Source organism: Streptomyces sp. f51 (genome assembly GCF_037940415.1).
Lineage (GTDB): Bacteria > Actinomycetota > Actinomycetes > Streptomycetales > Streptomycetaceae > Streptomyces.
The window spans coordinates 7,327,257-7,352,612 of sequence record NZ_CP149798.1 but is presented as its reverse complement, the minus strand read 5'-3'; the positions used below and the strand labels follow the sequence as shown (position 1 = coordinate 7,352,612).

Below are 25,356 nucleotides of genomic sequence, written 5' to 3'. Positions count from 1 at the left end.
GCGACGCGACATGACGTCCCACGACCGCATCGAAGACGTCCGTAGCGTCGTGGCTGCGCACATGCGCGGCTGTCGCATCGACTCCGTGGTGCCGCTTGGCGAGGGCCTGGACAACCTGGCCTACGAGGTCAACGGTGAGCTGATCGTGCGGTTCAGCAAGGAGCCCGACCCGGCACGGCGAGCCGCCCTGGTGGGACACGAGGCCCGCGTGCTCGCCGCCGTCGCCGGCATCTCGCCGCTGCCCGTCCCCGAACCGACGTTCACGGTCGCGGAGTTGGGATGTCTGGCCTACTACAAGCTCCCTGGCACGCCGCTGCTGGACATGCCGCAACACCAGCGATCGGTCCACGGCCCCTCGATCGCCGCCACGCTCGGCGAGCTGCTCACCGCGCTGCACGCTTTTCCGGTCGACAGGCTGGCCGGTCTGGTGGACGCGGACCACCAGCCCCTGGCCGAGTGGAGCCAAGAGGCCAGGGAGATCTACGCGGCGGTGGCCGGGCAGGTACCGGCGGCCCATCGCCCAGCCATCGAGGCGTTCTTGGATGCAGCACCACCGCACGATGGATATGCCCCGGCCTTCTCCCACAACGATCTGGGGATCGAACACGTTCTCATCGACCCGGTCACATGGACGGTGACGGGCATCATCGACTGGAGCGACGCGGCCGTGGTCGATCCGGCCTACGACTTCGGACTGCTCCACCGTGATCTCGGCCCCGCCGCCGCGCGCGCCGCCATCAGCGGCTATCGAACCGCCGTCAACGACCTCGCCGCTCTCGGCGAGCGTGCCGTGTTCTATGCCAGGTGCAGCGTCTTCGAGGACCTCGCACATGGCATCGAGACGGAACAAGGCACGTACGTCGACAAGAGCCTTGCCTCGATGGAGTGGCTGTTTCCGTCATAGCCATCCCGTCCCGACACCCGTGCCGGACGGGTGGGCGGGGGCGGCGCATCCCCCTTGCGAGCTACAGGTGTTGTCCATGTGCGGGTGACTCGCGGACATCGGCGCGTCCCTAGCGTGGTCGTCAGGTCGCCACCGACGCGACCACGACCGACAAGGGGAGGCCACTATGGGCACGAAGCCCACCACACCGCACGACACAGGCTCCGGCCTGGACGACGAGAACGACGGCCGGGGCGGCCGTTTCGGCCGGATCGTTCGATCTCCCCTCGGCTGGATGCTGACGGGCATGGTCGGTGTCGGTCTCGTCTCGGGCCTGACCGCGACGGGCCCCGGTCCGGTGCCTGCGCTGGGAGCGGCCGCCGCGGTGGCCGTGTACTGGGCGGTCATGCGCTTCGTCGCACGACGCTCCACGCCGGAGATCGCCCGCCGCGGGGCCGGCCGGGAGGCCCTGCTCGGCGGCGGGATCGGCCTGGGCTTCATCGTCGTGTCCACACTCCTGATCACGGCTCTCGGGGGCTACTCGTTCTCCTGGGCGGGCAACGGCTTCGTGTCGGTCGTGTGGTCCGCGGTCATGGTGCAGATCGGCGCCTCGGTCACCGAGGAACTGATGTTCCGCGGCCTCGCCCTCCAGGCTCTGGAGCAGTTGTGGGGCAGCCGGGCCGCCATCGCGATCACCGGGCTGTTCTTCGGCGTCGCGCACCTGGTGGCTCCGGGGGCCAACGGTTGGAGCGCGGTGGCGATCGCCGTCGAGGCAGGCGTCATGCTTGGTGCCGCGTTCCTGTGGCGGCGTAGCATCTGGTTCGTCGCGGGCCTGCACTTCGCCTGGAACACCGCTGAGCAACTGCTCGGCATCCCGGTCTCCGGACACACGCCCGAGGGTCTCTACACCGTCGACGTCCATGGTTCCGCCCTGTTGAACGGCGGCGGCTTCGGCTTGGAGACGTCGATCGTGCCCGTCGCCCTCAGCGTACTGATCACCGTCCGGCTGATCGCCCTCGCCCGCCGGAAGGGCGGCCTGCTGCCGCGACGCAAGGCCCGTCAGTGAGCAAGTCCGGTCGGAGAAAGAGAACATGATGTTCCGTCAGGAGTCCTGGAGTCCCACGCCGCTGCGGGCGCCCCTGCACTGGTGGAGCGAGCGGGACGCCTCCGTCAAGGACGGCGTCCTCGCTCTGACGCTCACTCTGCTGGCGTTCGTGCCGACCCTGTCGAACATCGGAGGGCAGATCGGCGATCTGCCCGAGCGGCCGGCGAACGCCCTGGGCATCGTGCTGGTCCTGGCCCAGACCCTGCCGCTCGCGGCCCGCCGCCGGTGGCCCGCGGTCTGTCTGGCCGTCGTCGCGGGCGCGTTCGCCGTGCACCAGGCGATGGGCTTCGCGACGACGTTCGGGAGCATGGGGCTGTATCTCGCCCTGTACTCCGCCGGGGCCCATCTGGCCGGTCTCCGCCGCGCGGTGACCGTCGCGGCCAGTGCGGCCTACGCGGTCCTGGCCGTCGTCCTGCACCACCTCGGCTCACCGCAGGAGATCCCGGACTTCCTGGCGTTCTATCTCACTCTGGCCGCGATCTGGCTGGTGGGAGGCGCCGTACGCACGCGGCGACGGGAAGAGGCGGAGCGGCGGCGGCTGGCCGCCGAGGTGGCCACGGCCGCCGAGCGGGCACGGATCGCCCGCGAACTGCACGACGTGGTCACCCACCATGTGACGGCCATGGTGGTCCAGTCCGACGCGGCGCAGTTCCTGCTCACGTCCGCGCCCGAACGGGCCGCCGAGGGACTGACGGCCGTCAGCGACACCGGTCGCCGGGCGCTCACGGAACTGCGGTACCTGCTCGGCGTGTTGGAGGCGACCGGCGAGTCCGCGGTCGCCGATCCGGCGCGCGCGGACCGGGCCCCGACCCTGGGACGGGTGGTGGACCTGGTCGAACAGGCCCGCAGATCGGGTCAGTTGGTCGAGCTCAGCGAGGAGGGCGAGCGGCGGGCGCGGTCCGTGGACGTGGAACTGGCCGCGTACCGCGTGGTGCAGGAGGCGCTCACCAACGCGATGAAGCACGCGTCCGGGCAGACCACACGCGTCCTGGTCCGGCATCGCGAGGAACACGTAGAGATCAAGGTGACGACCGACGCACCCGCCGCCTCCCCCGCGGCCGTACCGGCCGCACGGAAGCCCGGCCCGGGAGGCGGACGAGGTCTGGCCGGATTACGTGCACGGGTGCGGATGCTGGATGGTGAACTGGAGGCCGGAGCCCGGCCCGAGGGCGGGTTCGAGATCCGCGCGACGATTCCTTCCCGGCCCGTTCAGGAGTGACCCCGTGAGCCATGCGCCGCAGCCCATCCGTGTACTCGTCTGCGACGACCAGGCACTGGTGCGGACCGGCTACGTCACCATCTTCTCCGCGCAGCCCGACATCGAGGTCGTCGGGGAGGCCGAGAACGGGCACGCGGCGGTGGAAGCCGCACGGCGGCTGCGGCCCGACGTGGTCGTGATGGACATCCGGATGCCCCTGCTGGACGGCATCCAGGCGACCCGGCAGCTGGCCGGTCCCGATGCCGGGGTCCCTCCGAAGGTGCTGGTCGTCACCACGTTCAACGTCGACGCCTACGTCTACGACGCGTTGCGGGCCGGAGCCAGCGGCTTCCTGCTCAAGGACGCGCCTCCCGCGGAGCTGGTGAACGGGATCCGGACGGTCGCCCGGGGCGAGGCCCTGCTCGCACCCGCCGTCACCCGCCATCTCATCGGTCATTTCGCCGAACATCTGCGGCCGTCCGAGACCTCACGGCCGGCCGCCAGGGAAGAACTCGCACGGGCGCTGACCCCCCGCGAGCTGGACGTGCTCCGGCGGATCGCCGAGGGGCTGTCGAACAAGGAGATCGCCGCGGCGCTGTTCATCACGCCCGAGACGGTCAAGACCTACGTTTCCCGGATCCTGGCCAAGCTGGGCCTGCGCGACCGCGTCCAGGCAGTCGTCCTCGCGTACCGGGTCGGGCTGATCCCGGCGGCGGACTGACGGAGCGGGGAGACAGCGGCGCACTGACGGGGCCGGGAGGGAGCGGCGGACTGACGGGACCGGGAGAGAGCGGCGGACTGACGGGGCCGGGGGGAAGGGGAGAGTCGCGGACGGGCAGCGGGAGGAGGAACATCGGAGGCACGGAGACGAAGAGGTGGTTATGGGGACACCCTCGATGCATTTCAGCGAGAGTCCCGAGGATCCGTTCGCCCTCGGGCATGCCGCTTCGGCCGTGCTGGACGACCACGGCACCGTGGTCGGCTGGAGCGCGCGTGCCCAGGAGCTGCTGGGCTACCGGGCCAAGGAAGTGATCGGACGGGCGTGGCGGGATCTGCTGATCGACGCCCGTGACCTGCCGGTGGCGCGGTCCGTCGTCGTGGGAGCCATGAGGGCGGGGGGCTGGTTCGGGGTCCTGCCCGTCCGGCACCACGACGGACGGCGTGTGGAGATGGGCTTCCGGGCCCGTGCGATCGCCCGCGACGGAGATCGTCAGGAGTGGTTCCTGGTCGGTGCCCCTGCCTCGGAGGTCGTCGCCTGGCAACGGGACCGCGCGCTGCTCGACGGCCTCTACCACCGGTCCCCGATCGGTCTCGCCATTCACGGCCCGGACAGGAAAGTCATCCGGATCAACCGGGCGATCGAGAAGACGAGCGGCATCACGGCCGAGGCGCCGGTGGGCCGTAGTTCCGGTGAATTCCTCGTCGACGAGGACGCGGGTCCGGCCGAGGAGCGGGTACGCCACGTGCTGGAGACCGGCGAGCCGCTGATCTTCACCGAGCAGTCGGCCCGGACACGCCACGCTCCCGGCCGGGAGCGGATGGTGTCCGTCTCCGCGTTCCGGATGGAGGACTCCTCGGGCCGGGTCCTCGGCGTGGCGGAGACGATCGAGGACGTGACGCAGCGCTACCAGGCGCGACGCAGGCTCACCCTCCTGAACGAGGCCAGCGCCCGGATCGGAACCTCACTGGACGTGACGCAGACGGCCCGGGAACTGGCCGAGGTCGCCGCCCCCGGCCTGGCCGACTACTGCTCGGTGGACCTCCTGAAGCCGGTCGCTCTCGGTGACGAACTGCCCTCGCACATGGCGGGTGCGCTCCTGCGCGTGGCCTTGTCGCCCGCGGAACCACGGGTCCCGTATCAGGAAGGCGAAGTGGTGCCGCTGCTGCCCGATTCTCCGCAGGCGCGGTGCCTGGCCGAGCGTCGCCCGGTCCTCGAACGGCTGCTGTCGCTGCGCCCCGAGTGGTACGCCATGGACCGGCGGCGGATCGAGGTCGCCGTGGGTCTCGGTGTTCATTCCCTGATCGCGGTGCCCCTGCTGGCGCGCGGCCTCGTCCTGGGCGTGGTGAGCCTGTGGCGCGTACGCCAGTCGGAGCCGTTCGAGGACGACGATGCCGCGGTGGCGCACGAGTTCTCCTCGCGTGCGGCCGTGTGCATCGACAACGCGCGCCGCTTCACCCAGCAGCAGAGCGCCGCGCTGACCCTGCAACGCAGCCTGCTGCCGGGCGCGGTGTCCGACCTGCCGGCTGTCGAGGTGGCCTGCCGGTACCTCCCGGCGAGCGGGGAACCGGGCATCGGCGGTGACTGGTTCGACGTGATTCCCTTGTCGGGGGCCCGGGTCGCGCTGGTCGTGGGGGACGTGGTCGGCCACGGCATCCACGCCGCGGCCTCGATGGGGCGCCTGCGGGCCGCCGTACGCACCCTGGCCAGCCTCGATCTGGAACCGGACGAGGTGGTGGCCCGGCTGGACGACCTGGTCAGCCTGCTGGCCGCCGAGGTGGAGGCGAACGCCGAGGGCGACCAGCCGCCGGTCGAACAGACGCTCGGAGCCACCTGTGTGTACGCGGTCTACGACCCGGTCTCCCGGCGCTGCTCCCTGGCACGCGCCGGCCACCCGGCACCCCTGGTGTCCACGCCGGACGGCCGGGTGACCGTGCTCGACCTGCCCGCGGGTCCGCCGCTCGGCCTGGGCGGACTGCCGTTCGAGATGTACGACATCGACCTCCCGGAGGGCAGCCTGCTCACGCTCTACACCGACGGGCTCCTGGAGGCGCGCGACGGCGACATCGACGCCGCGCTGGAGAAGCTGCACGAATGTCTCGCCCTCACCGACGATCCGCTGGAGAGCACCTGCCACGGCGTGATCGAGGCGCTGCTGCCCACGAACCGCCGCCCGAACGACGACATCGCGCTGCTCATGGCCCGCACCCGGGTGCTGCCGCCGGAGAACGTCGCCACCTGGCAGCTGCCGTTGGAAGCGACCGCCGCCTCCCGCGCCAGGGAGCTGATCACGGCGAAGCTGGCCGAGTGGGGACTGTCGGACATGGTCTTCACCACCGAACTGATCACGAGCGAGCTCGTCACCAACGCCTACCGGTACGGGGACGGCCCCGTCACCCTGCGCCTGATCCGTACGCACTGCCTGATCTGCGAGGTGTCCGACACCAGCCACACGTCCCCTCACCTGCGAAGGGCTCTCAGCACGGACGAGGGCGGCCGCGGCCTCTTCCTGGTCGCCCAACTCACGGAACGCTGGGGCACGCGCTACGCCCACGACGGCAAAACGGTCTGGACGGAGCAGCCCTTGCCACAGCCGTGACCACCCGCGGCCGTCACGAGACCGCGACCCGCGCGACGGCCGACCAGGTCCGGATCAACGGCGGAGGCGGGCCCTGTCCCCGTAGATGCGCAGGATGCAGCCTCCGCTGAAGCACGTCAGAGGCGCACCTCCGTCCGAAGGATGCAGGGTCAGTCCCAGGGCCATCAACGGGGCCGCCCAGGTCCGCTGGTATTGAACGCGACTGCCGGCGACGTGCGCCATGCTTTAGGGCAGCAGCCTTGTCACTTGGACGGAGCACCTGGTCGGTTCAGGGCACGAGGTGCTTTCTCACCAGCTGCGCGATCTGATACGACGAGACGCGTTCGGTACGCCGGCAGCGGCTCGGACAGGCGAGGCCGGCGCATGTCCCACGCAGTGCGCGACCGCCGGTGACGGCCGCACGGAGGAGGATTCCGCGCCCCGCGCGGACCACCGGAACGGAGTCCATGACCAGCACCCCCAGTGCCCCCCAGCTGGCCCCTGCGTGGCAGATGTGGCCGTTGTACGCGGCCGGGTTCACCACCGCGTTCGGCGCGCACGGCATCGCCGCGAACCTCGGCGGCGGCACGGTCACCTCGCTGATGGCGCTCGGCGGTCTGCTCGCCCTGTACGACGGGGCCGAGGTGTTGCTCAAGCCGGTCTTCGGCACGCTGGCGGACCGCGTCGGGGCCCGTCCGGTCCTGCTCGGCGGGCTCGTCGCGTTCGCCGCCGCGTCCGCCGTGTACGCGGTGGCGGACAGCCCCGGCCTGCTGTGGGCGGCGCGTCTCGGGCAGGGCGCCGCCGCGTCCGCCTTCTCTCCCTCCGCCTCCGCGCTGGTCGCCCGGCTCAACCCGGCGGCGAAGCACGGCAGGGCCTACGGCAGTTACGGCTTCTACAAGTCCGTCGGCTACACGCTGGGCCCGTTGCTCGGCGGTGTCCTCGTGTGGACCGGCGGCCTGAGGCTGCTGTTCGTCGTCCTCGCGCTGCTCGGCGCGGCCGTCGCCGTCTGGGCGGCGCTCGCCGTTCCCGTGGTGCCGCCGCTGCCGAAGGCCCGGCAGACGGTGCTGGGTCTGGCCAGGCGGCTCGCTCATCCGGACTTCCTCCGCCCGACCGCGGCTCTGGCCGCCGCGACGGCCGCCCTGTCCGTCGGGGTCGGCTTCCTGCCCGTCTCGGGCCGGGCGGCGGGCCTGGACACGGTCGCCACGGGTGCGGCGGTGTCGGTGCTCGCGGCCTGCGCCGCCGTCGTCCAGCCCCGGGCCGGACGCGCCCTGGACGCCGGGCGTCTGACCGCGCGGGGCGGGATCATGGCGGGGCTGCTGCTCACCGCCGCCGGTCTGGGCTGCGCGACCCTGCCGGGGGTGGCGGGAGTGCTGTCCGGCGCGGCCCTGATCGGCGCCGGAACCGGCCTGATCACCCCGCTCGGCTTCGCGGCCCTGGCCGCCTCGACCCCCGTGGAACGGCTGGGCCAGACCATGGGTGCCGCCGAGCTCGGCCGCGAACTCGGCGACGCCGGAGGCCCGTTGCTCGTCGCCGGAGTCGCCACCCTCACGACCCTCGACCACGGTTACGCGACCCTGGCCGCGCTGTTGGCCATCGCTCCCGCGGTCGGTCTCGTACGACGGGCCGCCGGGGTGCGTGCCTCCCGCTGACCGGCTCAGCAGGGCACGTCGAGGGTGATCGTGGCTCCTGTGGTTCCTTCGGTTCCCGTGGTCGCTGGTGGGACGTTCTCGGCGTGGGCCGTCCCGCCGTGCGAGGCGGCGACCGCGGCCACGAGGGCCAGGCCCAGTCCCGCGCCGGGTGTGGTGCGGCTCGCCTCGGCGCGGCTGAACCGGTCGAAGGCGTGCGGCAGGAAGTCCGGCGGGAAGCCTGCGCCCTCGTCGGAGACCGACAGGAGCAGACGGCCGTCCCGTGCCCGGACGTTCACCGTGATGGCGCCGCGGCCGTGGCGCAGGGCGTTGTCCAGGAGGGTGCCCACGGCCGGTTCCAGCCAGCGGGGGTCGACCCGCACGGTGGCGTGGTCGTACAGGACGGTCAGGGTGCGGCCGTCGCGTTCGGCGGCGGTCCGGTACTGCGCGCAGGTGTCGTCGAGGAGGCGGTCGAGAGCGATCGGGACACGTTGGATGCGTTCGCCGCTGCCGAGTTGTTCGAGGTCGAGGAGTGCGTTGGCGAGGGTGACCAGACGGCGTGCCTCCGCGTCGACGGCTCGCAGCGTCTCGGTCAGTTCCTCGGCGGTACGGGGCCGGTGCAGGGCGACGTCGAGTTCGGCCCGCATGAGGGTGAGCGGGGTGCGCAGTTCATGGCTGGCGTCCGCGATGAACTGATGCTCGCGGGCGGCGGAGGCGGCCAGCCGGTCGAGCATGCGGTTCAGGGTGTGCCCGAGCCGGGTGATCTCGTCGTCGCGGTCGGTCGGCACCTCCAGCCGCAGACCGGGGGACGCGTCGGCGCCCGCGGCGAGGGCGGCGGCACCCAGGCGGTACCGCTCGACGGGGCGCAGAGCGGCGCGGGCGGTGCGGTAGCCGACGTACGAAGCGGCCAGCAGGGTGAGCCCGGAGGCGAAGGCGAGCTGGGCGAGGAGCTCTCGCAGCGCCTCGTCGCGGTGGCCGCGCTGGACGGCCGCGACGACGATGCGCGGCTGTCCGCCGACGGTGACGTGCTGTGCGCGCAGCCGCAGGGTGCCGGCGGTGATGGGCAGCAGCGCGCCGATGTCGCGCCGGACGACGGCTCCGTGTGCTGCGGCGGCGCTTTCGGCCGGGGTGAGCAGGGGCTGATCGCGGACGGCGGCGCCGGCACGCAGGATCCGGCCGTGCCTGTCGAGGACCTGGCCCAGGCTGCCGTTCGGGCCGGCCGGCAGATCCTGGCCGCTCCGCACGGCCCGGTCGAGGGTGTGCTGGTAGGCGGCGAGGTCCTCGTCCAGCTGGCCGTCCAGAGCCGTCTCGACACGCCAGTAGACCAGACCCGCGGCGCCGACGAGGACGAACGTCATGGCCAGGGCGACGGCGAGCACCAGGCGGCCCACGACGGGCAGCCGCTGGAACCGGGTGAGGAGCCGTCCGGGCGACCGTGTCACGGGGTGGTCTCCAGGCGGTAGCCACGGCCGCGCAGGGTGGTGATCGTGTCCCGGCCGAAGGCACGGTCGACCTTGGCCCGGACCTTGGAGACATGGACGTCGATGGCGTTGCTGCGCAAATCGGTCTCGCCGTCCCAGACCTCGTCGAGGAGCTGGAGGCGTGAGACGACCCGGCCGGCGTTCTCCATCAGCACCCGCAGGACAGCGAACTCCCGCCGCGACAGATCGAGTTCGCGGTCACCGCGCCAGGCCCGCTGCTGTTCGGGGTCCAGGACGAGATCGTCGGCGCGCAGGCGGCCCGCCGGGTCGGGGCGGCGCCGCGATATCGCGCGCAGCCGGGCCAGCAGTTCCTCCATCGCGAAGGGCTTGACCACGTAGTCGTCGGCGCCCGCGTCGAGGCCGGCGACCCGCTCGCTCACGTCACCACGGGCGGTCAGCAGGATCACGGGGACGTCGATGCCCTCGCTCCGCAGGGAACGGCACACCTCGACGCCGTCGAGGCCGGGGAGCATGACGTCCAGGACCACCGCGTCCAGGCGGGGGTCGCGCGCGGCGGAGAGCCCGGAGGGGCCGTCGTAGCGGCCCTCGGCGGTGTGGCCGGACTCGCTGAGGTAGCGGACGACCAGATCGGTCAGGCGGGTCTCGTCGTCGACGACCAGGCAGTGCATGACGGTCAGGCTAACCGGGCCCGCGACGCCTCCGAACCGGGCCCACGACCACCCGGTGCCGGGAACGAGATCATCCGGTGCCGGGACCGGGATCATCCGTGCCGGGACCGGGATCATCCGTGGCGGGCGCGGGGCGCCGGCCGCTCGGAAGCCTTCATGGTCTGTTCATGCGCCGTCTCTAGCGTTCCTCGCGTCGCGGTGCTCCGCGGACCTGGGCAGGTCCGCCGCTCGATGCGCCGCGCGGAAGGAACTGCCATGCACGCGCCGTACACGGTGGCATCGGTGCTCGCCGCCAAGGGGATCACGAACCACCTCTCCCCGATCGACCTGGTGACGCGAGGCGCCCTCGACGTCATAGCCCTGCTGATCCTGGTCGGCTGGCTCTACCGGCGCCGCCGCAGCGCCCAGGAGATGCCGCTCGTCCTGACCGCGCTGAACATCGGCCTGTTCGCCGCGATGAGCGCGATCAGCGCGGGCAAGTTCCCGACCGGGGTCGGCTTCGGTCTGTTCGGCATCCTCTCCCTCGTCCGGCTGCGCAGCGCGGCGTTCACTCTCCGGGACGTCGCCTACACCTTCGCCGCGCTGGTCATCGCGCTGTGCAACGGGCTTCCGCAGCGCGCCAGCTGGCTCGCCATCGGGCTCGACGTCCTCGTGCTGGTGGCGGTGCTTCTGGTCGACGACCCTCGGACGTACAACCCGACCCGCGTCGTCAAACTCACCCTCGACCGGACCTACGGCGACGAGTCCGACGTCCTGTGGGACGTCGCGGCCCGCTTCGGCCGGGTGCCCCTCACGGTGGAGGTCGACGAGGTCGACTACGTACGCGAGACGACCCGGGTCGCGGCCCGCTTCCCCCTCGAACCGGGGCAGCCCGCACAGACCACCGAGATCCCCGCGGTCGGCGAGCCCGAGGTGCCCACTGCCAGGGAAGCCGAGAGCGTCCAGTGACTCCCGCGAACACGTTCGCCCGGGCGCTCGGCCTCGCACTTCCGCACGGCGCGACACTCGCCGAGGTCGACGCGGCCGCGGCCCTCCAGCACCGCACCGACCGCAAGTACCTCGTGCCCCTCGGCCTCGCCCGCCGCCTGGTCGGGCAACTGGCCGACAGCCACCGGATCCTGGACCTCGAAGGCCGCCGTACCACCACCTACCACAGCACCTACTTCGACACCCCCCGGCTCGGCGCCTGGCGCGCCCATGCGCAGGGGCGCCGCCGCCGCTGGAAGGTGCGGACCCGCCTGTACGCGGAGGACGGGCTGTGCCGGGTGGAGGTCAAGACCAAGGACGGCCGTGGCGCGACGGTCAAGCACGCGCTGCGGGCCCCGGCGGAGCGGTACGGCCGGCTCGACGAGGAGGCGTCCGCCTTCGTGGACCGGGTGCTCGCCGGATCGGAGATCCCCGTCCGCGCCGAGGACCTCGTCGCCACCACGGAGATCCGCTACCTCCGCGCGGCCCTCGCCGACCTGCATCACGGCACCCGCGTCACCCTCGACGGCGTGCTCACCTGCCATCACGGTGACCGTTCGGCCGCCCTCGACCCGGACTTCGTCCTCGTCGAGACCAAGGGCGGCGCCCGTCCCGCCCCCGCCGACCGGATGCTGCTGAGCCTGGGTGTCCGGCCGGTCTCCCTCAGCAAGTACCTCGTGGGCCAGTCCCTGCTCACCCCCGGGCTCCCCGACAACGACATACGCCGTCTCGCCCGCACCCGTTTCGACGCCGGCCCGCACCGCACGCCGGCACCGCTCCTCGAAGGGACCCCCGTCGCATGAACGCCCTGCGCAAGATCAGGTGGCCGTACGCCGCGATCGCCGTCACCGCCGTCGCCGTGGCCTCCGTCGGCCTGATCCGCCCCGAACTCGCCGCCGTCGTCACCGGAAGCCCCGGAGCGACCGCCGTGATCGGCAAGAACCCGCCGCCCACGCTCTTCGCCGACGCGACGATCACGCCCCTCGGCCGGCAGGTCGCCGCCCAGCGCACGCGGGCGGACGCCCTCTTCACCCGGTGGACCGCCCAGCACGGGACGACGCGGGACGACAAGGCGTTCACCGCGTGGGTCGCCGCACAGATTCCAGCACCGCCCTCGGCCACCGCGCGCACCGCCGAACTCCACGACGTCCAGGACCTCGCCAAGATCCGCACCGCCCCGGGGAAGAAGGCGGCCACCTGGCTGGAGCTCTACGGCAAGAAGGACATCTGGAAGCTGTACCAGCACGACCAGCGTGAACTCGTCTCCACCGCCAAGGGCACGGACGAGAAGGCGCGGCTCAAGTCGGCCCTGGGCCTGGCCAAGACCATCAGCGACCAGCTCGCCGCACGCGACCAGCAGCCCGCCCCCTTCGTCCTCGACCCGAGCCTGCGCCCCGACAAGCACATCACCCCCGGCACCAAGGGCCCGTACTCCTACCCTTCCCGCCACGCCGCCCGCTCCGCCGCCGCGGTCACCCTGCTCGGCGCGTTCGCCCCGCACCGCGCCCAGGACTACCGCTGGATGCAGGACGAGGTCGTCTACTCCCGCGTCTACATGGCGGGTCACGTCCCGAGCGACATCCTCGCGGGCACCCTGCTCGGCGACCTCATCGGCGACTACGAACTGGCCGCCAAGCAGAGCTGACGGGTCCGGGTCCGGGCCGCTTCCCCGCGGCCGAGTTCAAGGTTGGTGCGTGCCCCGGCGCCGGCGATCGAGCACGAGAAAGATCACAAGGCCGGTGGCGAACAGGAGGCAACCGGCGATCAGGAACGGCATCGGCGCGTACTCCTCGGTGCACGTACTCCCCTCGGCCGTGGAGTGGCACACGTCGCCCGGACCGCCCCGATTCAGGTAGGCGAGGTAGAAGAGCGGCAATGCCAGGCCCGCGACGCCTCCGACCAGGGCATTTCTGTGCCCCTTCCGGAGCAGGAGGACCGCGGCCACGGCGGACAGGGCGATCAAGGCCAACCCCACCGACAGCAGCGCGGCGAGCCCGAGGGCCAGACACGCGCCGACCGCGAGCCAGGCCAGGAACCAACCCCACTCCGAAACGCGATCCCCCTGGACCGCGACAGTCTTGCGTTGCACCGTGCCTCCCATGGAAGCTGAGACCGCGACTCGAAGGTGGGACCGCGTCGAACCGGACCGTCGATCCTGACACCGGCGCGTTCTACCGCCCGCCACGATCATGACGCAACACCGGGCCCATGTCCTCCAGTTCGCGACCGAGCCGGTAGAAGCTCATGGCGAACATCAGGACACCCAAAGGGACGTGCAGGCTCACGGTGTGCGTGATGCCGAGTACCACCTGCACCGAGGCGAGGACCAGGAACGTGGTGCCGTAGAGGATCGGCCTGGGCGAGCCGCCACCCGGGCGCCAGGCCACGACGGCGGCCAGGACGTACAGCATGGCCGCGCCGTACATGACCCGGGCCCCGACCGCGTGCAGGACACCGAGGTGGTGCGAGAGCAGGAGGCCGGCCGTGGCCGCCTGGAAGAACAAGGTCAGTGTCTGCGCGGCGACCGCGACGCGGACGAACGCCGGGTAGAAGGTGCTGCTCGGCCTGGAGCTGGTCTGCGTGGCCACGGTGTCTTCCTCTGCTCGTCTGTGTTCCGTCGCGGATACGACGACACAGCTGCCGAGAATGTGAGGCGCCGCGATCCGTTGCCCTTTGCGCGGCCGGTAACGATCATGAGGGCCATCGGGTTCGAGTGAGGGAGACACCGTGACCGACGCCGTCGCACAGGAGCGCCCGTGGCTGACGAACGTCGCCTATCGGATGCTGGGCTCGCTGGCCGAGGCCGAGGACGCGGTACAGGAAGCGCTCGCCCGCTATTACGCGTCGACGCCGGGACAGCGCGCGAACGTCGCCTCGCCCAGGGCCTGGCTGACCACGGTGACGGGCCGCATCTGTCTGGACGTGCTGGGTTCGGCCCGTGCGCGACGCGAGAGGTACGTGGGCGAATGGGTTCCCGAACCGCTGCCCGATGCCTCGCAGTTGCCGGGCCGCAGAGCCGAAACGACCGACCCGGCGGACCGGATCGTGCTGGACGAATCGGTGGACATGGCCTTCCTGGTCGTGCTGGAGGCGTTGACTCCCGCCGAGCGCGTGGTCTTCGTGCTGCACGACGTCTTCCAGTACCCGTTCGACGACGTGGCCGCGATCGTGGAGCGCACACCGGCCGCCTGCCGACAGCTGGCCTCCTCGGGACGCCGCCGCGTCCGCGCCGTGCGGTCCGCGCCGGTACCCAGCGCCGAGCAGGCGGGAATCATCCGGGAATTCAAACAGGCTTGGGAGCAACAGGACATCCCGGCCCTGGTCGGCCTGCTGGACCCGCGTGCGGTGATGGTCACCGACGGCGGCGGCCTGGCCAGGGCGGCGCTACGACCGGTGGAGGGCGCCGCGCGGATCCCCGCTACATCACGGACATCGGCGTTCGCGCGCCCGGCATGGAACTACGGGTCCTGTCGGTCAACGGCCGGCCGGGCCTGGTGGCGCTGCGCGGGGACCTGACCGTGAACGTGGCCGCGTTCGAGATCGCGGACGGCCGGATCACCCGCATCTGGGGCGTGCGCAACCCGGAGAAGCTGCGGGCCTGGAACGAGCGGATCGCGACCACGCAGGGGGAATGACTCGACCACGGCATCATGGCGGACCTCGTCGGTGCGAGGGGACTCCCTCGTGGTCGGCAACCAAGGCGCCCAGGTTCCCGCCTGGTCGCCGACCAGCCCTTGGTTCGCGTCCGCTCCACTGCGGGCCCATGTTGACACTGGTCAGGCGCGGGGCGTCCAGTCGTTCGCGAGGAGACCGAGGATGGCCTCGTCCGCGTAGGCGCCGTACACCCAGGCGGAACTCCGCAGCGTTCCCTCGGAACCCCGCCCTGGTCGCGGCCGCGATCATCGGGGCGTTGTCCGCGAGGGTCTCGATCTGAAGGCGGTGCAGTCCACGTACGGCGAATCCGTATGCGCACAGCGCTTGCAGAACATCGACGCCGAGCCCCCTGCCGCGGAACGAGGGGCGCAGGGAGATCCCGATGTGAGCGGTCCTGCTGTGCAGGTCGATGCCCCACAGCAGAGCCTCACCGACCAGTTCCTGCGACGCCGGCTTCGCCATGAATCACAGAGCATTGCTATACGAGGGGAAGCAGCCACTCAACCCGATTGCTCGACCGGTTCCCGGCGCGGCCCGGTCAGCGGCACCGATAACGGAAGCGCGCCCGGGCGACGTTGGCCCTGTTCGCCGCTGATGATCAATGCCGCCGAGACCCTCGCGATGTCCCTTATGCTGCCGAGGCAACGGGTAAGAAGAGTCCATTCAGGGGGCAGCGAGCCGCATGGCCGACGAGATCACGTACGAATACAGGACCGTGCGGGCTGTTCGAGGCACCGACGGCCGGGTGATCTCGAAGATGCAGGAGGACGGCTGGGAGCTCGTGGACCGGGCCCAGGGCACGCTCCGCTCCACCCTCGAGTTCCGGCGGCCGAAGAAGCCGGTGCCGTGGCGCCTGATCGGCACGGCGGCCGGCGTGCTCGTAACCCTGGCCGTCGTCATCGGCGTCGCCGCCGCACTCACCGGCGGAGGCGAGAAGAAGGACGCGGCAGGCAAGTCGACGGCCACTGCGGACGAGAAGCCATCGGCGACTCCTTCAGCGACTCCGACTCCGACCAAGTCTGCTGCCACCGAAGCGATCACACCTCAGAACAACCCGAAGTTCGCGGCTCTGTTGAAGGCGGATTACTGCGACGACGCCAACCTGGACTTCGCGACCCGCCACAAGGGCCAGACGATCGCCTTCGACGGCTCAATCGTGAACATGGCGCCCCACGGTGACTACAACACCCGCTACGACATCCTCCTGGGCCCGGGCGACAAGGGACCGAGAACGGCGGTTGGGCCGGCCTTCAAGTACGAGAACGTCAACGTCCTTGATCTGAAACTGACTGGCAAGAAGATCCCCGCCACCGTCGGCGCAGGCGACACGTTTCACTTCGTCGCCGAGGTGGGCGAGTTCAACCCGGGCTCGTGTCTCTTCTTCCTCCACCCGGTCGCTACGGAAGTCCGGTAGTCGGATCGGCGATCTCGGCCGCCGGCACCGTCGGTCGGGATGTCTCGTCGCCTTCGAAGGCCGCGTCTCGGGTCCACCTCCACGGTGCGAGTTGGAGGACGCCGAATGTCAGCTCCACGGCGAAGAAGAGCCACACGAGCTGTGACACTCCGTGGGCGAGTGCGTAGAGCTGCCACGTCGCGAACAGGGCGCGCGCCACGCCGTCGAACAGGCCGTACTCCGGCAGCGGTCTGACGATGCGCAGAGCCGCCCATACCACCACCACCGAGCCCATGAGGTTGGCGAACAGGACCTGCCATGCGTCGAGTTCGGGCAGGGCGCCGAGGCCGAGCGCGGTGCCGGCCGACGACAGGGCGTCGTGGAGCAGGGCGTAGGTCCATGGCGTTGCGAATCCGGCCGTGACGGCCAGGTCGTACCAAGCGCTCGCCCGGACGACACGAAGGTAGGTGGGGCACTCGGGTGCTCGAAGGCGGCTCACGACAGGACTCCCGCTGGTCTCGTTGCAAGGACGCCTCACGCTAAACAGTGGACTACGCTCCAAGGTCAAGCCCGCTATCCGTTGGAGGGGCATGCGTATCGGTGAGCTTGCCGCGCAGACAGGTATGAGCAGGGACACGATCCGGTTCTACGAGAAGGTCGGCCTCGTCACGGGTCGGCGTCTAGCCAACGGGTATCGCGACTTCCCGCCCGAGACCGTCGCCTGGCTCGCCTACGTCCGTACCGCGCAGGCACTCGGATTCACCCTGGCGGAGATCGCGCGGACCGGCGAGACCTTGCGCGAGGCACCGGACAGTGCGGAGGCACTCTCCGCGCTCTTCGAGGAGAAGCTCCGGATCGTGGAGACCCGCATCGCCGAACTGGCCACTCTGCGAACGGATTTGGTCACGCGCATCGGCACCGGATGCCCGCTGCGGCCGATCGGGCAGGCGGCCGCAGGGGGCTGACAACGCCCTCCGCGCGAGGTCTACCGGATCCGTCGCGCCGCGCGGTACTGACGTGCCAGCACACCGAGCAGCGCCGGTACGGACGGGCGCGCGGCGCCGTCGACCAGACCGCCGCCCTTGCGTCCGATCGCGCGAAGCCGGAGCTCCTGCACCTCCAGCAGGGCGATGACGAAGGGGCGCGTCCCCGGAGCTGCCAGGTCCACGAGTCGCTCGCTCGCCGACAGCGGCGGGCGCGTCATTTCGACCTGTTCCGCGACCAGTTGACCCAGTCGCCCACGCACCGCGTCCGTGGGACTCCGCAGAGCCTCGACGGACAGGCCGTGGCGCTCCAGATCCTTGCCCGGGATGCCCACGCGCCCCTGCACCGCGTCCTCGGCGAGGTCGTCGAGGAAGTCGATCCGCTGCATCGCTTCGATGAGGTCACGGCAGCACCGCACGAACACCTCGTCGTCCGCGGACTCCTCTCGCTCCAGCAGACAGGTCAGGAGCATGAAGGCGGGCAGCGAGTATCCGTCGACGTAGGACTGAAGCCCCTCCTCGGTGTCGAAGCCCGTGTAGTCGACCTCGTGCCGCGCCCCGCGCAGGAACGCCTCGACGTACCCCGGCAGTTGGGGGTGTCGCTTGGCCGTGTCCGCGAGCGCCCTGAGCGTCGCGTCGGGGGCGGTCGCGCCGTCGAGCACCGCACGGGTGGCGGACGCCCACGACTCCAGGGCCGCCCCGCGCGCCTCGCGCGTGCCGGTGTCGACGCGCTCGTCCGTCTCGTGCATGAACGCGACCGCGGCGACGACCGACGGGTGCAGACGAGCCGGCAGCAGGAGCCGGACGGTCAGGTACTCCGCGGCCCTGAAGCGCCGTACGAACCTGCGCTGTTGGCCGTACGCGGCGCACAGGTCGGGCTCGGTGACGCCGGCCTCGCGCAGCGTGCGGGACCACGTGGGCATGTCGCGTTCCTTGGTCTGTCGATGGTCGAGATCGTGAACGTGCTCGTGCAGCGTACGAGTTCGCGACCGGAAGACGTCGAAGGTGGTCGGTCAGTCGGCGGGTTCGTGCGAAACGCTGTGCAGGTGAGCCGCCTTGGTCGTGAGATAGCGCTGCTCGGGTGTGCTGGCGGTGAGGGCGGCCGCCAGACGGTAGTGGCGCACGGCCCGGATCGGTTCACCGGCCATCTCCAGCAGATGGGCGCGCACCGCGTGCAGCCGGTGATGACCCGCGAGCGGGCCGCGGTCATCCGCGTCGAGCCGGTCGAGCAACTCCAGAGCGGGGGCGGGGCCGTCGGTCATCGCGAGCGCGACCGCGCGATTGAGGGTCGCCAGCGGGCTGCCCGAGACCCGTTCCAGCAGCTCGTACAGACCGTGGATCTGCGGCCAGTCGGTGTCCTCGGCGCGGGCGGCGGAGTCGTGAACGGCCGCGACGGCAGCCTGCAACCGATACGGTCCAGGGCGCTCGTTGCGGGCGAAGGTGCCGATGAGCAGCGCGGTGCCCTCCTGGATCAGCCGGCGGTCCCAGCGCGCACGGTCCTGCTCCGCCAGGGGGATCAGCTCGCCGTGCGGACCGGTACGCGCCGGCCGGCGAGCGTCGGTCAGCAGCATCAACGCCAGCAGCCCGGCCACCTCGCCATCGTCCGGCAGGGCCCGGTGCAGTTGCCGGGTCAGCCGGACGGCCTCGCCCGACAGGTCGGCACGATGCAGCACCGGCCCGGCGGTGACGGCGTAGCCCTCGTTGAACACCAGGTACAGCACATGCAGGACGGACCGAAGCCGCGCGGGCCAGTCCCGCGCACCCGGCGGCGGCACCTCGAACACCGCCGCCGACGCCTTCAGGCGCTGCTTGGCCCGGCTGATGCGCTGTGCCATCGTCGCCTCGGGCACGAGGTAGGCGGCCGCGATCTCGGCGGTCGTCAGACCACCGACGGCCCGCAGGGTCAGGGCGATCGCCGAGGCCGGCGTGAGCGCGGGATGGCAGCACATGAACAGCAGCGCCAGAGTGTCGTCGCCGACCGGGCCCGCGGCCGGAGCCGGCTCCCTCGCCACGCGTTCCTCCCGGAGCCGTCGCGCCGTCTCGCTGCGCACCTGGTCGGCGCGGCGACGCGTCGCGGTCCTCAGCAGCCAGCCGCGCGGATTCTCCGGGATCCCGTGGACGGGCCAGTGCCGGGCGGCGGCGATCAGGGCTTCCTGGACGGCGTCCTCGCACGCGTCGAAGTCTCCCTGCCGTCGTACGAGCACGCCGAGGACCCGCGGCGCCAGGGAGCGCAGCAGGTCCTCGACACCCGGGCCGTCGGTCACAGGTCGAACGCGACGGCGTCCATCACCCGGCGCACCTCGACCGGCTGCCGCGTCGGCACCCCGCCGGGTCCTGGCACGGCCGATATCCGGGCCGCGATCTCCAGGGCGCGGGCCTCGGACTCCACGTCGACGACGTTGAACCCGGCCAGCACCTCCTTGGACTCCGGGAACGGCCCGTCGGTGACCACCGGCGCCGAGGCTCCGTCCGAGCGCACGATCCTGGCGAGACGCGGGTCGGCCAGCCCCGTGAACTGCACCATCTCACCGCTCGCGACCAGTTCCTCGGTGAGCGCCGCGTAGTAGTCGAAGTGGGCCGTGATGTCCGCGGGGGCCCACTCGTCCATGGGCTGCTCGAACTCTCCGCCGTCATGGTTCACCATCAGCAGGAACTTCGGCACCTGAACTCCTTGATCGTCGGCGCGCCCAGTGTGGCGCACTCCCCCGGTGAACGGAGCCGTCGAGCCGCTCTCTACATCGCTCCGAAAGGAATCCGCGACGGAACCCTCCCGCGGAGACGATCGGTCGGCCCGGTCCGGCACGCGTCCCGTACAATTTGGGTCCGAACGATCAAGGGAGCGTGCCTGTGCCCGGCCAGCGGTCGATCACCGAAGCGGAGAAGCTGGCAGCTGCGAAGCTGGGCGGCATCCCGATACACCGCGAGCAGATGGCGGTGGTCGCGAACATCTACCGTGCCGCTTCCGCCGTGCGCCAGCACCTGGAGAACTCGGTGCTGCGCGACGCGGATCTGACCTGGACGTCCTTCGTCGTGCTCTGGGTGGTCTGGGTCTGGGGCGAGACCGAGACCCGGCACGTGGCGGAGGAGGCCGGGATCTCCAAGGGCACGCTCACCGGTGTGTCGCGGACCCTGGAGGGACGCGGGCTGATGACACGGGCCTGCCACCCGTCCGACGGCCGGCTGAAGCTGCTCAGCCTCACCGACGAGGGCGAGGCGTTGATGGAGCGCTTGTTCCCGCGGTTCAACGAGGAGGAGGCGTTCGTCGCCTCGCGGCTCAGCGACGAGGAGTGCCAAGGTGTCGCGGAGGGACTGCGGCAGGTCGTACGCCAGGTCGAGGAGGAGGGCGAGGAACGCCGGCTCACCCTCCTCGACGGCGCGGAGCCGGCCCGCCGCCGCAGCGGCCGACGGGCCAAGGGCTGAGACGGAGATGCCTCGGCCGCTGAGACGGAGAGGCCTCGGCCGAGGCGAGGCGTCAGCGGTCGCCGACGGCCCAAGACCGGCGGCCCAAGACCGGCGGCCCAAGACCGGTGACCCAAGAACTGACAGCCGTCAGCGCCCGCCCCGAGCCGCATCGACCAGCGCCTCGAACAGCGCCCGCTGAACCGGATCCTCGTGTGCCGTGTCCTCCGGGTGCCACTGCACCGCCGTGAACCACCCTTCCGCGGAACGGAGTTCGATACCCTCCACCGTTCCGTCAGCCGCGCGCGCGGTGACCCTCAGGCCCGTGCCGAGGCGCTCGACCCGCTGGTGGTGGTAGCAGGACGCCTCCACCTTCTGGGCGCCGGTGGCCTGTTCCAGCAGTGTTCCGGGTTCGACGGCCACCGGGTGCACGATGTGCCGGTGTTCGCGCTCGGGGCCGCCCATGTCCTGCTCCAGGGTGCCCCCGAGGGCGACGTTCACCACCTGGAGACCCCGGCACACGGCCAGCAGCGGGAGGCCCAAGTCCAGGCTCCGACGGGCGACTTCGAGGTCGAAGGCGTCCTGGAGGTCGTCGACGTCGTAGACGCTGTCGTGCGCGTCGGCGGCGCCGTAGCGGTGGGGGGCGAGGTCGCCGCCACCGGGAAGCAGGACGCCGTCGAAGCGGGCGAGGCGTCCGGCGACGTCCGTGACGGCGGGGTCGGCCGGGTGGATCGTCGCCGGTTCACCGCCCGCCCGCCACACCGCCTCGATCAGGGCACGGGCGTTGACCTCGGCGGCGTACCGCAGCGCGGAGGTGGTCGCGGAGAAGCGGGCCGGAACGGCGATCAAGGGGCGCATGAACGATGTCCTCCGAAGTTGCCCCGGCCGTCAGGCCGGGGTGGGCGTGCCTCCCGCTTGTGGGGAGAATCGGATCCCTGCGGGTCAGGTCCGAGTAAGTTGAGTCGTGAGCAAGACGATTCGGACCCCTCCGCGGTGATGCGATTTCCGCCCTCGACGTAGTGGAAGATCCCAGAGCCGAGCGACCGCCGGTTGGCTCTCGTCCCTGCCGGAAATCCGACGTGAGATCCGGTGGACGTGCGGAGACTGGTGCCAGCTTCTTCACGATTCGTGCCCCACCGTGTTGGTCTGGTGGCAGCATGACGCCATGGAGACTCCGGGTGGCGCGGAGAGAGCCGGGCCCGCCCGGTACACCTACCGCCTTCGCGTGTCGTCGGCTGCGCTGGCCCGCCTGGATGCGGAGTGGGCACGTTGCCGGTGGGTGTGGAACGAGTGCGTGGCCATGTCTCGCAAGGTTCATGGCATGAACAAGGACGCCCCAGAGAAGGTGACCTGCGGCCCGGCGCAGCTCGACAAGATGTTGACCGAGGCCCGGGGTGTGATGGCGTGGCTGCGCGAGGGCAGTTCGGTGCCGCAGCAGCAGATGATCCGGGACTTCGCCAAGTCCCGCGCGAAAGCCCTCAAGGACGTCAAGGCCGGGTTGCCGGTACGGCAGCGGGCCGGGATGCCCCGGATCAAGCGCAAGCGTGAGGCGCGTGTGTCGCTGAGTTACACGCGACGCGGCTTCCGGCTCAAAGAGGGCCGGTTGCATCTGGCCGGCGGCATCGCCCTGACCGTGGTCTGGTCCCGCGTTCTGCCCACCGACCCGACATCCGTACGCGTGTACCAGGACTGCCTCGGCCACTGGTACGCCTCGTTCGTCGTGGCGACGACGACCGAGCCCCTGCCGACCACCGGACGTGCGATCGGCATCGACTGGGGCGTGAAGGAGACCGCCACCACCAGCTCCGACGCCCACGACCTGCCCCATGCTCAGTATGGCAAAAGCGCCGCGCAGCGCTTGGCCCGCTACCAGCGCCAGATGGCCCGCCGCCGGACGCCAGTGAACAAGCCTGACACCGGCGGCTACCGCAAGGCCCGCACTGCGGCGGCGAAGATCTCCAAGAAGATCGCCCGGCAGCGTCAGGACACCGGCCGCAAGTGGGCCAAGGCAGTGGTCCGCGACCACGACGTGCTGGCCGTCGAGGACTTCAGCCCGAAGTTCCTCGCCCGATCCACCTTGGCCCGCAAGGCCGCCGACGCCGCCATCAGCGCGACCAAGAACGCGCTCCTTCATATGGCCCGGAAACACGGGCGCACCGTTCACCTGGTCAACCCCGCGCACACCACCATGGACTGCGCACAGTGCGGAGCGAGAGCCAAGCACGCGCTGCCCCTCTCCGAACGAACGTATACGTCCACCGCGTGCGGAGCCGTGTCCCCCAGGGACAAGAACTCCGCCCGTGTGATGCTCGTCCGGGCTGGTCTCAACCCGGCCGGCGCTGATCTTGTAAGCCCCGCCATCTGCTAGGTGTCGGGCGAAGTGAGCCGCGCATCCCCCTCCGCCAGGAAGGGGAGGAGTCAAAGCTGGATCCAAGTCGTCTTGAGTTCGGTGTACTTCTCCAGGGCGTGGGCCGACTTGTCGCGGCCGTTGCCCGACTGCTTCATGCCGCCGAAGGGGACGGTCAGGTCGCCCTCCTCGTAGCAGTTGACCCAGACCGTGCCGGCCTTCAGGGCGCGGGAGACGCGGTGCGCGGTGGAGAGGTCGGAGGTCCACAGCCCGGCGGCGAGGCCGTACTCGGTGTCGTTGGCCAGGCGTACGGCCTCGTCCAGGTCGTCGAAGGTGAGGACCGACAGGACCGGGCCGAAGATCTCCTCCCGGGCGAGCCGCATTCCGGGGTCGACCTGGTCGAAGACGGTCGGTTCCAGGTAGCTGCCGCCGGTGTCCGTGAGGGTGCGGTCGCCGCCGGCGCGCAGTCGGGCGCCCTCGGCGAGCCCGGTGGCGATGTGGTCCCGTACGCGGCCGAGGTGCGCTTCGCCGACCAGGGCGCCCATCTCGGTGGACGGGTCGAGGGGGTCGCCGATCCGCAGCTCGCGGGCCCGCCGTACGACGGACTCGGTGACCTGTTCCGCGACGGAGGTGTGGACGAGCAGCCGGGAGGGGGCGGTGCACATCTCGCCCTGGTTGAAGAAGATGCCCCAGGCCGCGGTGGCGGCGGCCTTCTCCAGGTCGGGGGCGTCGGGAAGGATGATGTTCGGTGATTTGCCGCCCAGTTCGAGCCATACGCGCTTGAGGTTGGAGTCGGCGGCGTAGCGCAGGAAGTGGCGTCCGACGGCGGTGGAGCCGGTGAAGGCGAGGACGTCGACGTCCGGGTGGAGGCCGATCGCCCGGCCCGCGACGGGTCCGGTGCCGCCCACGACGTTGAGGACGCCCGGCGGCAGTCCGGCCTCGGTGGCGATCCGGCCCAGGAGCAGCGCGGACAGCGGTGAGTTCTCGGAGGGCTTCAGGACGACCGTGCAGCCGGCGGCGAGGGCCGGGGCGACCTTCCAGCCGGCGAGGGTGAGGGGGAAGTTCCAGGGGACGACCGCGCCGACGACTCCGGCGGGCTCGCGGGTGACCAGGGCGAGCGCGTCGGCCGGGGTGTGCGGGGACTCGTCGGTGACCTTGTCGGCCAGCTGCCCGTACCAGCGGAAGGTGTTGATCAGGGCGCGCAGTTCGATGTCGTACGCGTCGGTGATGGGCTTTCCCATCTCCAGGCTGACGGTGAGCGCGAGGTCGGCCCGGCGTTCCTGGAGCAGGTCGGCGACGCGCAGCAGGGTCGCGCCGCGTTCGGCGGGTGCGAGGCGCGGCCAGGGGCCGGTGTCGAAGGCGCGGCGGGCGGCGGCGACGGCCGCGTCCACCTCGGCGGTGCCCGCGTCGGCAACCGGGGTGAGCACCTGGCCGTCGCGGGGCGAGACGGCGTCGAAGGCCGCTCCCGAGCCGTCCTCGTCGGCGCCGTCGATGTGGTGGGCGCCGGAGAGGTTCAGGGACTTGGCCCGGAGCAGCCACTCCTCGTGGGTGACGTTCGGCATGCGGGACCTCCAGAAATATTATTTGAACCCAAACGATAGGCTGGGCGCGGAGCGGGGGCAAGGGCCTCCGGCATCGATCCGACGGGTCCGCGGACCCCGCGGGGAAGGGAGTGCCACGTGCGCGCACTCGTCGTCCAGCACGACCATGTGACGGAGCCGGGGCTGGTCGGGGCCCGGCTGGAGGAGCGCGGTTACGACCTCACCGTGGTGACGGTCGTGCCCGAGCACCGCCATCACGCGCCGGACGTCGCCTTCGACTTCCCGCAGGCCGGCGACTGGGACCTGATCGTCTCGCTCGGGGCTCCGTGGTCGGTGTACGACCGGGCGGCCATCGGTTCCTGGATAGACGGCGAGCTGGGTCTCCTGCGCGAGGCCGACCGTCTCGGCGTCCCGGTGCTCGGGGTCTGTTTCGGCGCCCAGGCGCTGACCACCGCGCTCGGCGGCCGGGTGGAGGCCTCACCGCGACCGGAGATCGGCTGGGTCGAGGTCGCCACCGACGAGCCGTCGCTGGTGGGACCTGGTCCGTGGTTCCAGTGGCACTACGACCGTTGTGTCCTGCCACCCGGCGCCAAGGAGGTGGCCCGCAACGAGGTGTGCGTCCAGGCGTTCAGGACCGGGCACGGCCTGGGTGTGCAGTTCCATCCGGAGATCACCACGGCGATGGTGCGGGGCTGGATCGACGCCGGCGGGGCGGAGCAGTGCGTACGCCATGGCGTCGACCCCGGTGAGCTGCTGGCGCGGAGCCGGGCCATGGAGCCCATGGCCCGGACGAACGCCCGCCGCCTGGTCGACGGCTTCCTCGACCAGGTGGCGGACCGGGCCGGGTGAGCGGCCC

At 71.2% G+C, this 25,356-nt stretch carries 24 protein-coding genes and 2 pseudogenes; 15 read left to right on the top strand and 11 right to left on the bottom strand.

What is annotated here, in order from left to right:
• The first annotated feature begins 10 nt into the window (after positions 1-10).
• From WJM95_RS31940 to WJM95_RS31915, 6 genes are all read left to right on the top strand, one after another.
• Positions 11-904, top strand: a complete 894-nt coding sequence (locus tag WJM95_RS31940; protein ID WP_339134059.1) for a phosphotransferase — start codon at positions 11-13, stop codon at positions 902-904.
• Positions 905-1,070: 166 nt separating this feature from the next.
• Entirely contained in the window at positions 1,071-1,949 is an 879-nt protein-coding gene (locus WJM95_RS31935; protein WP_339134057.1) for a CPBP family intramembrane glutamic endopeptidase, read from the top strand.
• A gap of 28 nt (positions 1,950-1,977) precedes the next feature.
• Positions 1,978-3,207 (top strand): histidine kinase, encoded by a 1,230-nt coding sequence (locus tag WJM95_RS31930; protein ID WP_339135984.1) that lies wholly within the window; start codon positions 1,978-1,980, stop codon positions 3,205-3,207.
• Between the two features lie 4 nt (positions 3,208-3,211).
• Complete coding sequence (locus tag WJM95_RS31925; RefSeq protein WP_339134055.1) at positions 3,212-3,907, top strand: response regulator transcription factor; 696 nt, start codon at positions 3,212-3,214, stop codon at positions 3,905-3,907.
• A 160-nt stretch (positions 3,908-4,067) separates the two neighbouring features.
• A complete protein-coding gene (locus WJM95_RS31920; RefSeq protein WP_339134053.1) occupies positions 4,068-6,503 on the top strand; it encodes a SpoIIE family protein phosphatase in 2,436 nt (811 codons plus the stop codon).
• 446 nt (positions 6,504-6,949) lie between these two features.
• A complete protein-coding gene (locus WJM95_RS31915; RefSeq protein WP_339134051.1) occupies positions 6,950-8,131 on the top strand; it encodes an MFS transporter in 1,182 nt (393 codons plus the stop codon).
• 5 nt (positions 8,132-8,136) lie between these two features.
• Here WJM95_RS31915 and WJM95_RS31910 read toward each other — a convergent pair whose 3' ends face one another.
• Both WJM95_RS31910 and WJM95_RS31905 read right to left on the bottom strand, forming a co-directional pair.
• Positions 8,137-9,549, bottom strand: coding sequence for an ATP-binding protein (locus tag WJM95_RS31910; RefSeq protein ID WP_339134049.1), 1,413 nt, complete (start codon positions 9,547-9,549; stop codon positions 8,137-8,139).
• Positions 9,546-10,217 carry a response regulator transcription factor gene (locus WJM95_RS31905; protein ID WP_339134047.1) on the bottom strand — a complete coding sequence of 224 codons (672 nt, stop codon included), beginning with the start codon at positions 10,215-10,217 and terminating at the stop codon, positions 9,546-9,548. The genes WJM95_RS31910 and WJM95_RS31905 overlap by 4 nt, the downstream gene beginning before the upstream one ends.
• A 255-nt stretch (positions 10,218-10,472) precedes the next feature.
• On the opposite strand from WJM95_RS31905, the gene WJM95_RS31900 reads away from it, so the two are divergent.
• From WJM95_RS31900 to WJM95_RS31890, 3 genes are read left to right on the top strand one after another with little or no spacing between them, the layout of a single operon-like run.
• A complete protein-coding gene (locus WJM95_RS31900) occupies positions 10,473-11,165 on the top strand; it encodes a DUF4956 domain-containing protein (RefSeq protein WP_339134045.1) in 693 nt (230 codons plus the stop codon).
• Positions 11,162-11,986: a polyphosphate polymerase domain-containing protein gene (locus tag WJM95_RS31895; protein WP_339134044.1), complete on the top strand. Its 825-nt coding sequence runs from the start codon at positions 11,162-11,164 to the stop codon at positions 11,984-11,986. Before WJM95_RS31900 ends, WJM95_RS31895 begins: the two co-directional genes overlap by 4 nt.
• Positions 11,983-12,828: a phosphatase PAP2 family protein gene (locus tag WJM95_RS31890; RefSeq protein WP_339134043.1), complete on the top strand. Its 846-nt coding sequence runs from the start codon at positions 11,983-11,985 to the stop codon at positions 12,826-12,828. Before WJM95_RS31895 ends, WJM95_RS31890 begins: the two co-directional genes overlap by 4 nt.
• A 36-nt stretch (positions 12,829-12,864) precedes the next feature.
• Here WJM95_RS31890 and WJM95_RS31885 read toward each other — a convergent pair whose 3' ends face one another.
• Both WJM95_RS31885 and WJM95_RS31880 read right to left on the bottom strand, forming a co-directional pair.
• Entirely contained in the window at positions 12,865-13,272 is a 408-nt protein-coding gene (locus WJM95_RS31885) for a hypothetical protein (RefSeq protein WP_339134042.1), read from the bottom strand.
• An 82-nt stretch (positions 13,273-13,354) separates the two neighbouring features.
• Positions 13,355-13,771 (bottom strand): hypothetical protein, encoded by a 417-nt coding sequence (locus WJM95_RS31880; protein ID WP_339134041.1) that lies wholly within the window; start codon positions 13,769-13,771, stop codon positions 13,355-13,357.
• A 193-nt stretch (positions 13,772-13,964) separates the two neighbouring features.
• Between WJM95_RS31880 and sigJ the strand changes: the two are divergent.
• A pseudogene (gene sigJ / locus WJM95_RS31875) lies at positions 13,965-14,818 on the top strand (RNA polymerase sigma factor SigJ).
• 141 nt (positions 14,819-14,959) lie between these two features.
• Here sigJ and WJM95_RS31870 read toward each other — a convergent pair.
• Positions 14,960-15,275 (bottom strand): annotated as a pseudogene (locus WJM95_RS31870) (GNAT family protein); the annotation flags it as partial.
• 244 nt (positions 15,276-15,519) lie between these two features.
• Here WJM95_RS31870 and WJM95_RS31865 point away from each other — a divergent pair.
• Positions 15,520-16,251 (top strand): DUF4839 domain-containing protein, encoded by a 732-nt coding sequence (locus WJM95_RS31865; RefSeq protein ID WP_339134040.1) that lies wholly within the window; start codon positions 15,520-15,522, stop codon positions 16,249-16,251.
• Here WJM95_RS31865 and WJM95_RS31860 read toward each other — a convergent pair.
• Entirely contained in the window at positions 16,235-16,729 is a 495-nt protein-coding gene (locus WJM95_RS31860) for a hypothetical protein (RefSeq protein ID WP_339134039.1), read from the bottom strand. The two genes, WJM95_RS31865 and WJM95_RS31860, sit on opposite strands and share 17 nt — an antisense overlap.
• 91 nt (positions 16,730-16,820) lie before the next feature.
• On the opposite strand from WJM95_RS31860, the gene WJM95_RS31855 reads away from it, so the two are divergent.
• Positions 16,821-17,195, top strand: coding sequence for a MerR family transcriptional regulator (locus tag WJM95_RS31855; protein ID WP_339134037.1), 375 nt, complete (start codon positions 16,821-16,823; stop codon positions 17,193-17,195).
• Between the two features lie 20 nt (positions 17,196-17,215).
• Here WJM95_RS31855 and WJM95_RS31850 read toward each other — a convergent pair whose 3' ends face one another.
• The 3 genes from WJM95_RS31850 to WJM95_RS31840 form a co-directional block, all read right to left on the bottom strand.
• Complete coding sequence (locus WJM95_RS31850; RefSeq protein ID WP_339134036.1) at positions 17,216-18,136, bottom strand: squalene/phytoene synthase family protein; 921 nt, start codon at positions 18,134-18,136, stop codon at positions 17,216-17,218.
• A 90-nt stretch (positions 18,137-18,226) separates the two neighbouring features.
• Positions 18,227-19,477 carry a DUF6596 domain-containing protein gene (locus WJM95_RS31845; RefSeq protein ID WP_339134035.1) on the bottom strand — a complete coding sequence of 417 codons (1,251 nt, stop codon included), beginning with the start codon at positions 19,475-19,477 and terminating at the stop codon, positions 18,227-18,229.
• On the bottom strand, positions 19,474-19,875 hold the full coding sequence (locus WJM95_RS31840; protein ID WP_339134034.1) for a YciI family protein: 402 nt from the start codon (positions 19,873-19,875) through the stop codon (positions 19,474-19,476). The genes WJM95_RS31845 and WJM95_RS31840 overlap by 4 nt, the downstream gene beginning before the upstream one ends.
• 185 nt (positions 19,876-20,060) lie before the next feature.
• On the opposite strand from WJM95_RS31840, the gene WJM95_RS31835 reads away from it, so the two are divergent.
• Positions 20,061-20,633 (top strand): MarR family transcriptional regulator, encoded by a 573-nt coding sequence (locus WJM95_RS31835; protein WP_339134032.1) that lies wholly within the window; start codon positions 20,061-20,063, stop codon positions 20,631-20,633.
• A gap of 129 nt (positions 20,634-20,762) precedes the next feature.
• Here WJM95_RS31835 and WJM95_RS31830 read toward each other — a convergent pair whose 3' ends face one another.
• Positions 20,763-21,470 (bottom strand): gamma-glutamyl-gamma-aminobutyrate hydrolase family protein, encoded by a 708-nt coding sequence (locus WJM95_RS31830; RefSeq protein WP_339134030.1) that lies wholly within the window; start codon positions 21,468-21,470, stop codon positions 20,763-20,765.
• Positions 21,471-21,777: 307 nt separating this feature from the next.
• Between WJM95_RS31830 and WJM95_RS31825 the strand changes: the two genes are divergently transcribed.
• Positions 21,778-22,980, top strand: a complete 1,203-nt coding sequence (locus WJM95_RS31825) for a transposase (protein ID WP_339134028.1) — start codon at positions 21,778-21,780, stop codon at positions 22,978-22,980.
• Between the two features lie 50 nt (positions 22,981-23,030).
• Here the strand turns inward: WJM95_RS31825 and WJM95_RS31820 are convergent, their stop codons facing one another.
• Entirely contained in the window at positions 23,031-24,521 is a 1,491-nt protein-coding gene (locus WJM95_RS31820) for an aldehyde dehydrogenase (protein ID WP_339134026.1), read from the bottom strand.
• A 117-nt stretch (positions 24,522-24,638) separates the two neighbouring features.
• Between WJM95_RS31820 and WJM95_RS31815 the strand changes: the two genes are divergently transcribed.
• A complete protein-coding gene (locus tag WJM95_RS31815) occupies positions 24,639-25,349 on the top strand; it encodes a type 1 glutamine amidotransferase (protein WP_339134024.1) in 711 nt (236 codons plus the stop codon).
• Positions 25,350-25,356 lie beyond the last annotated feature (7 nt).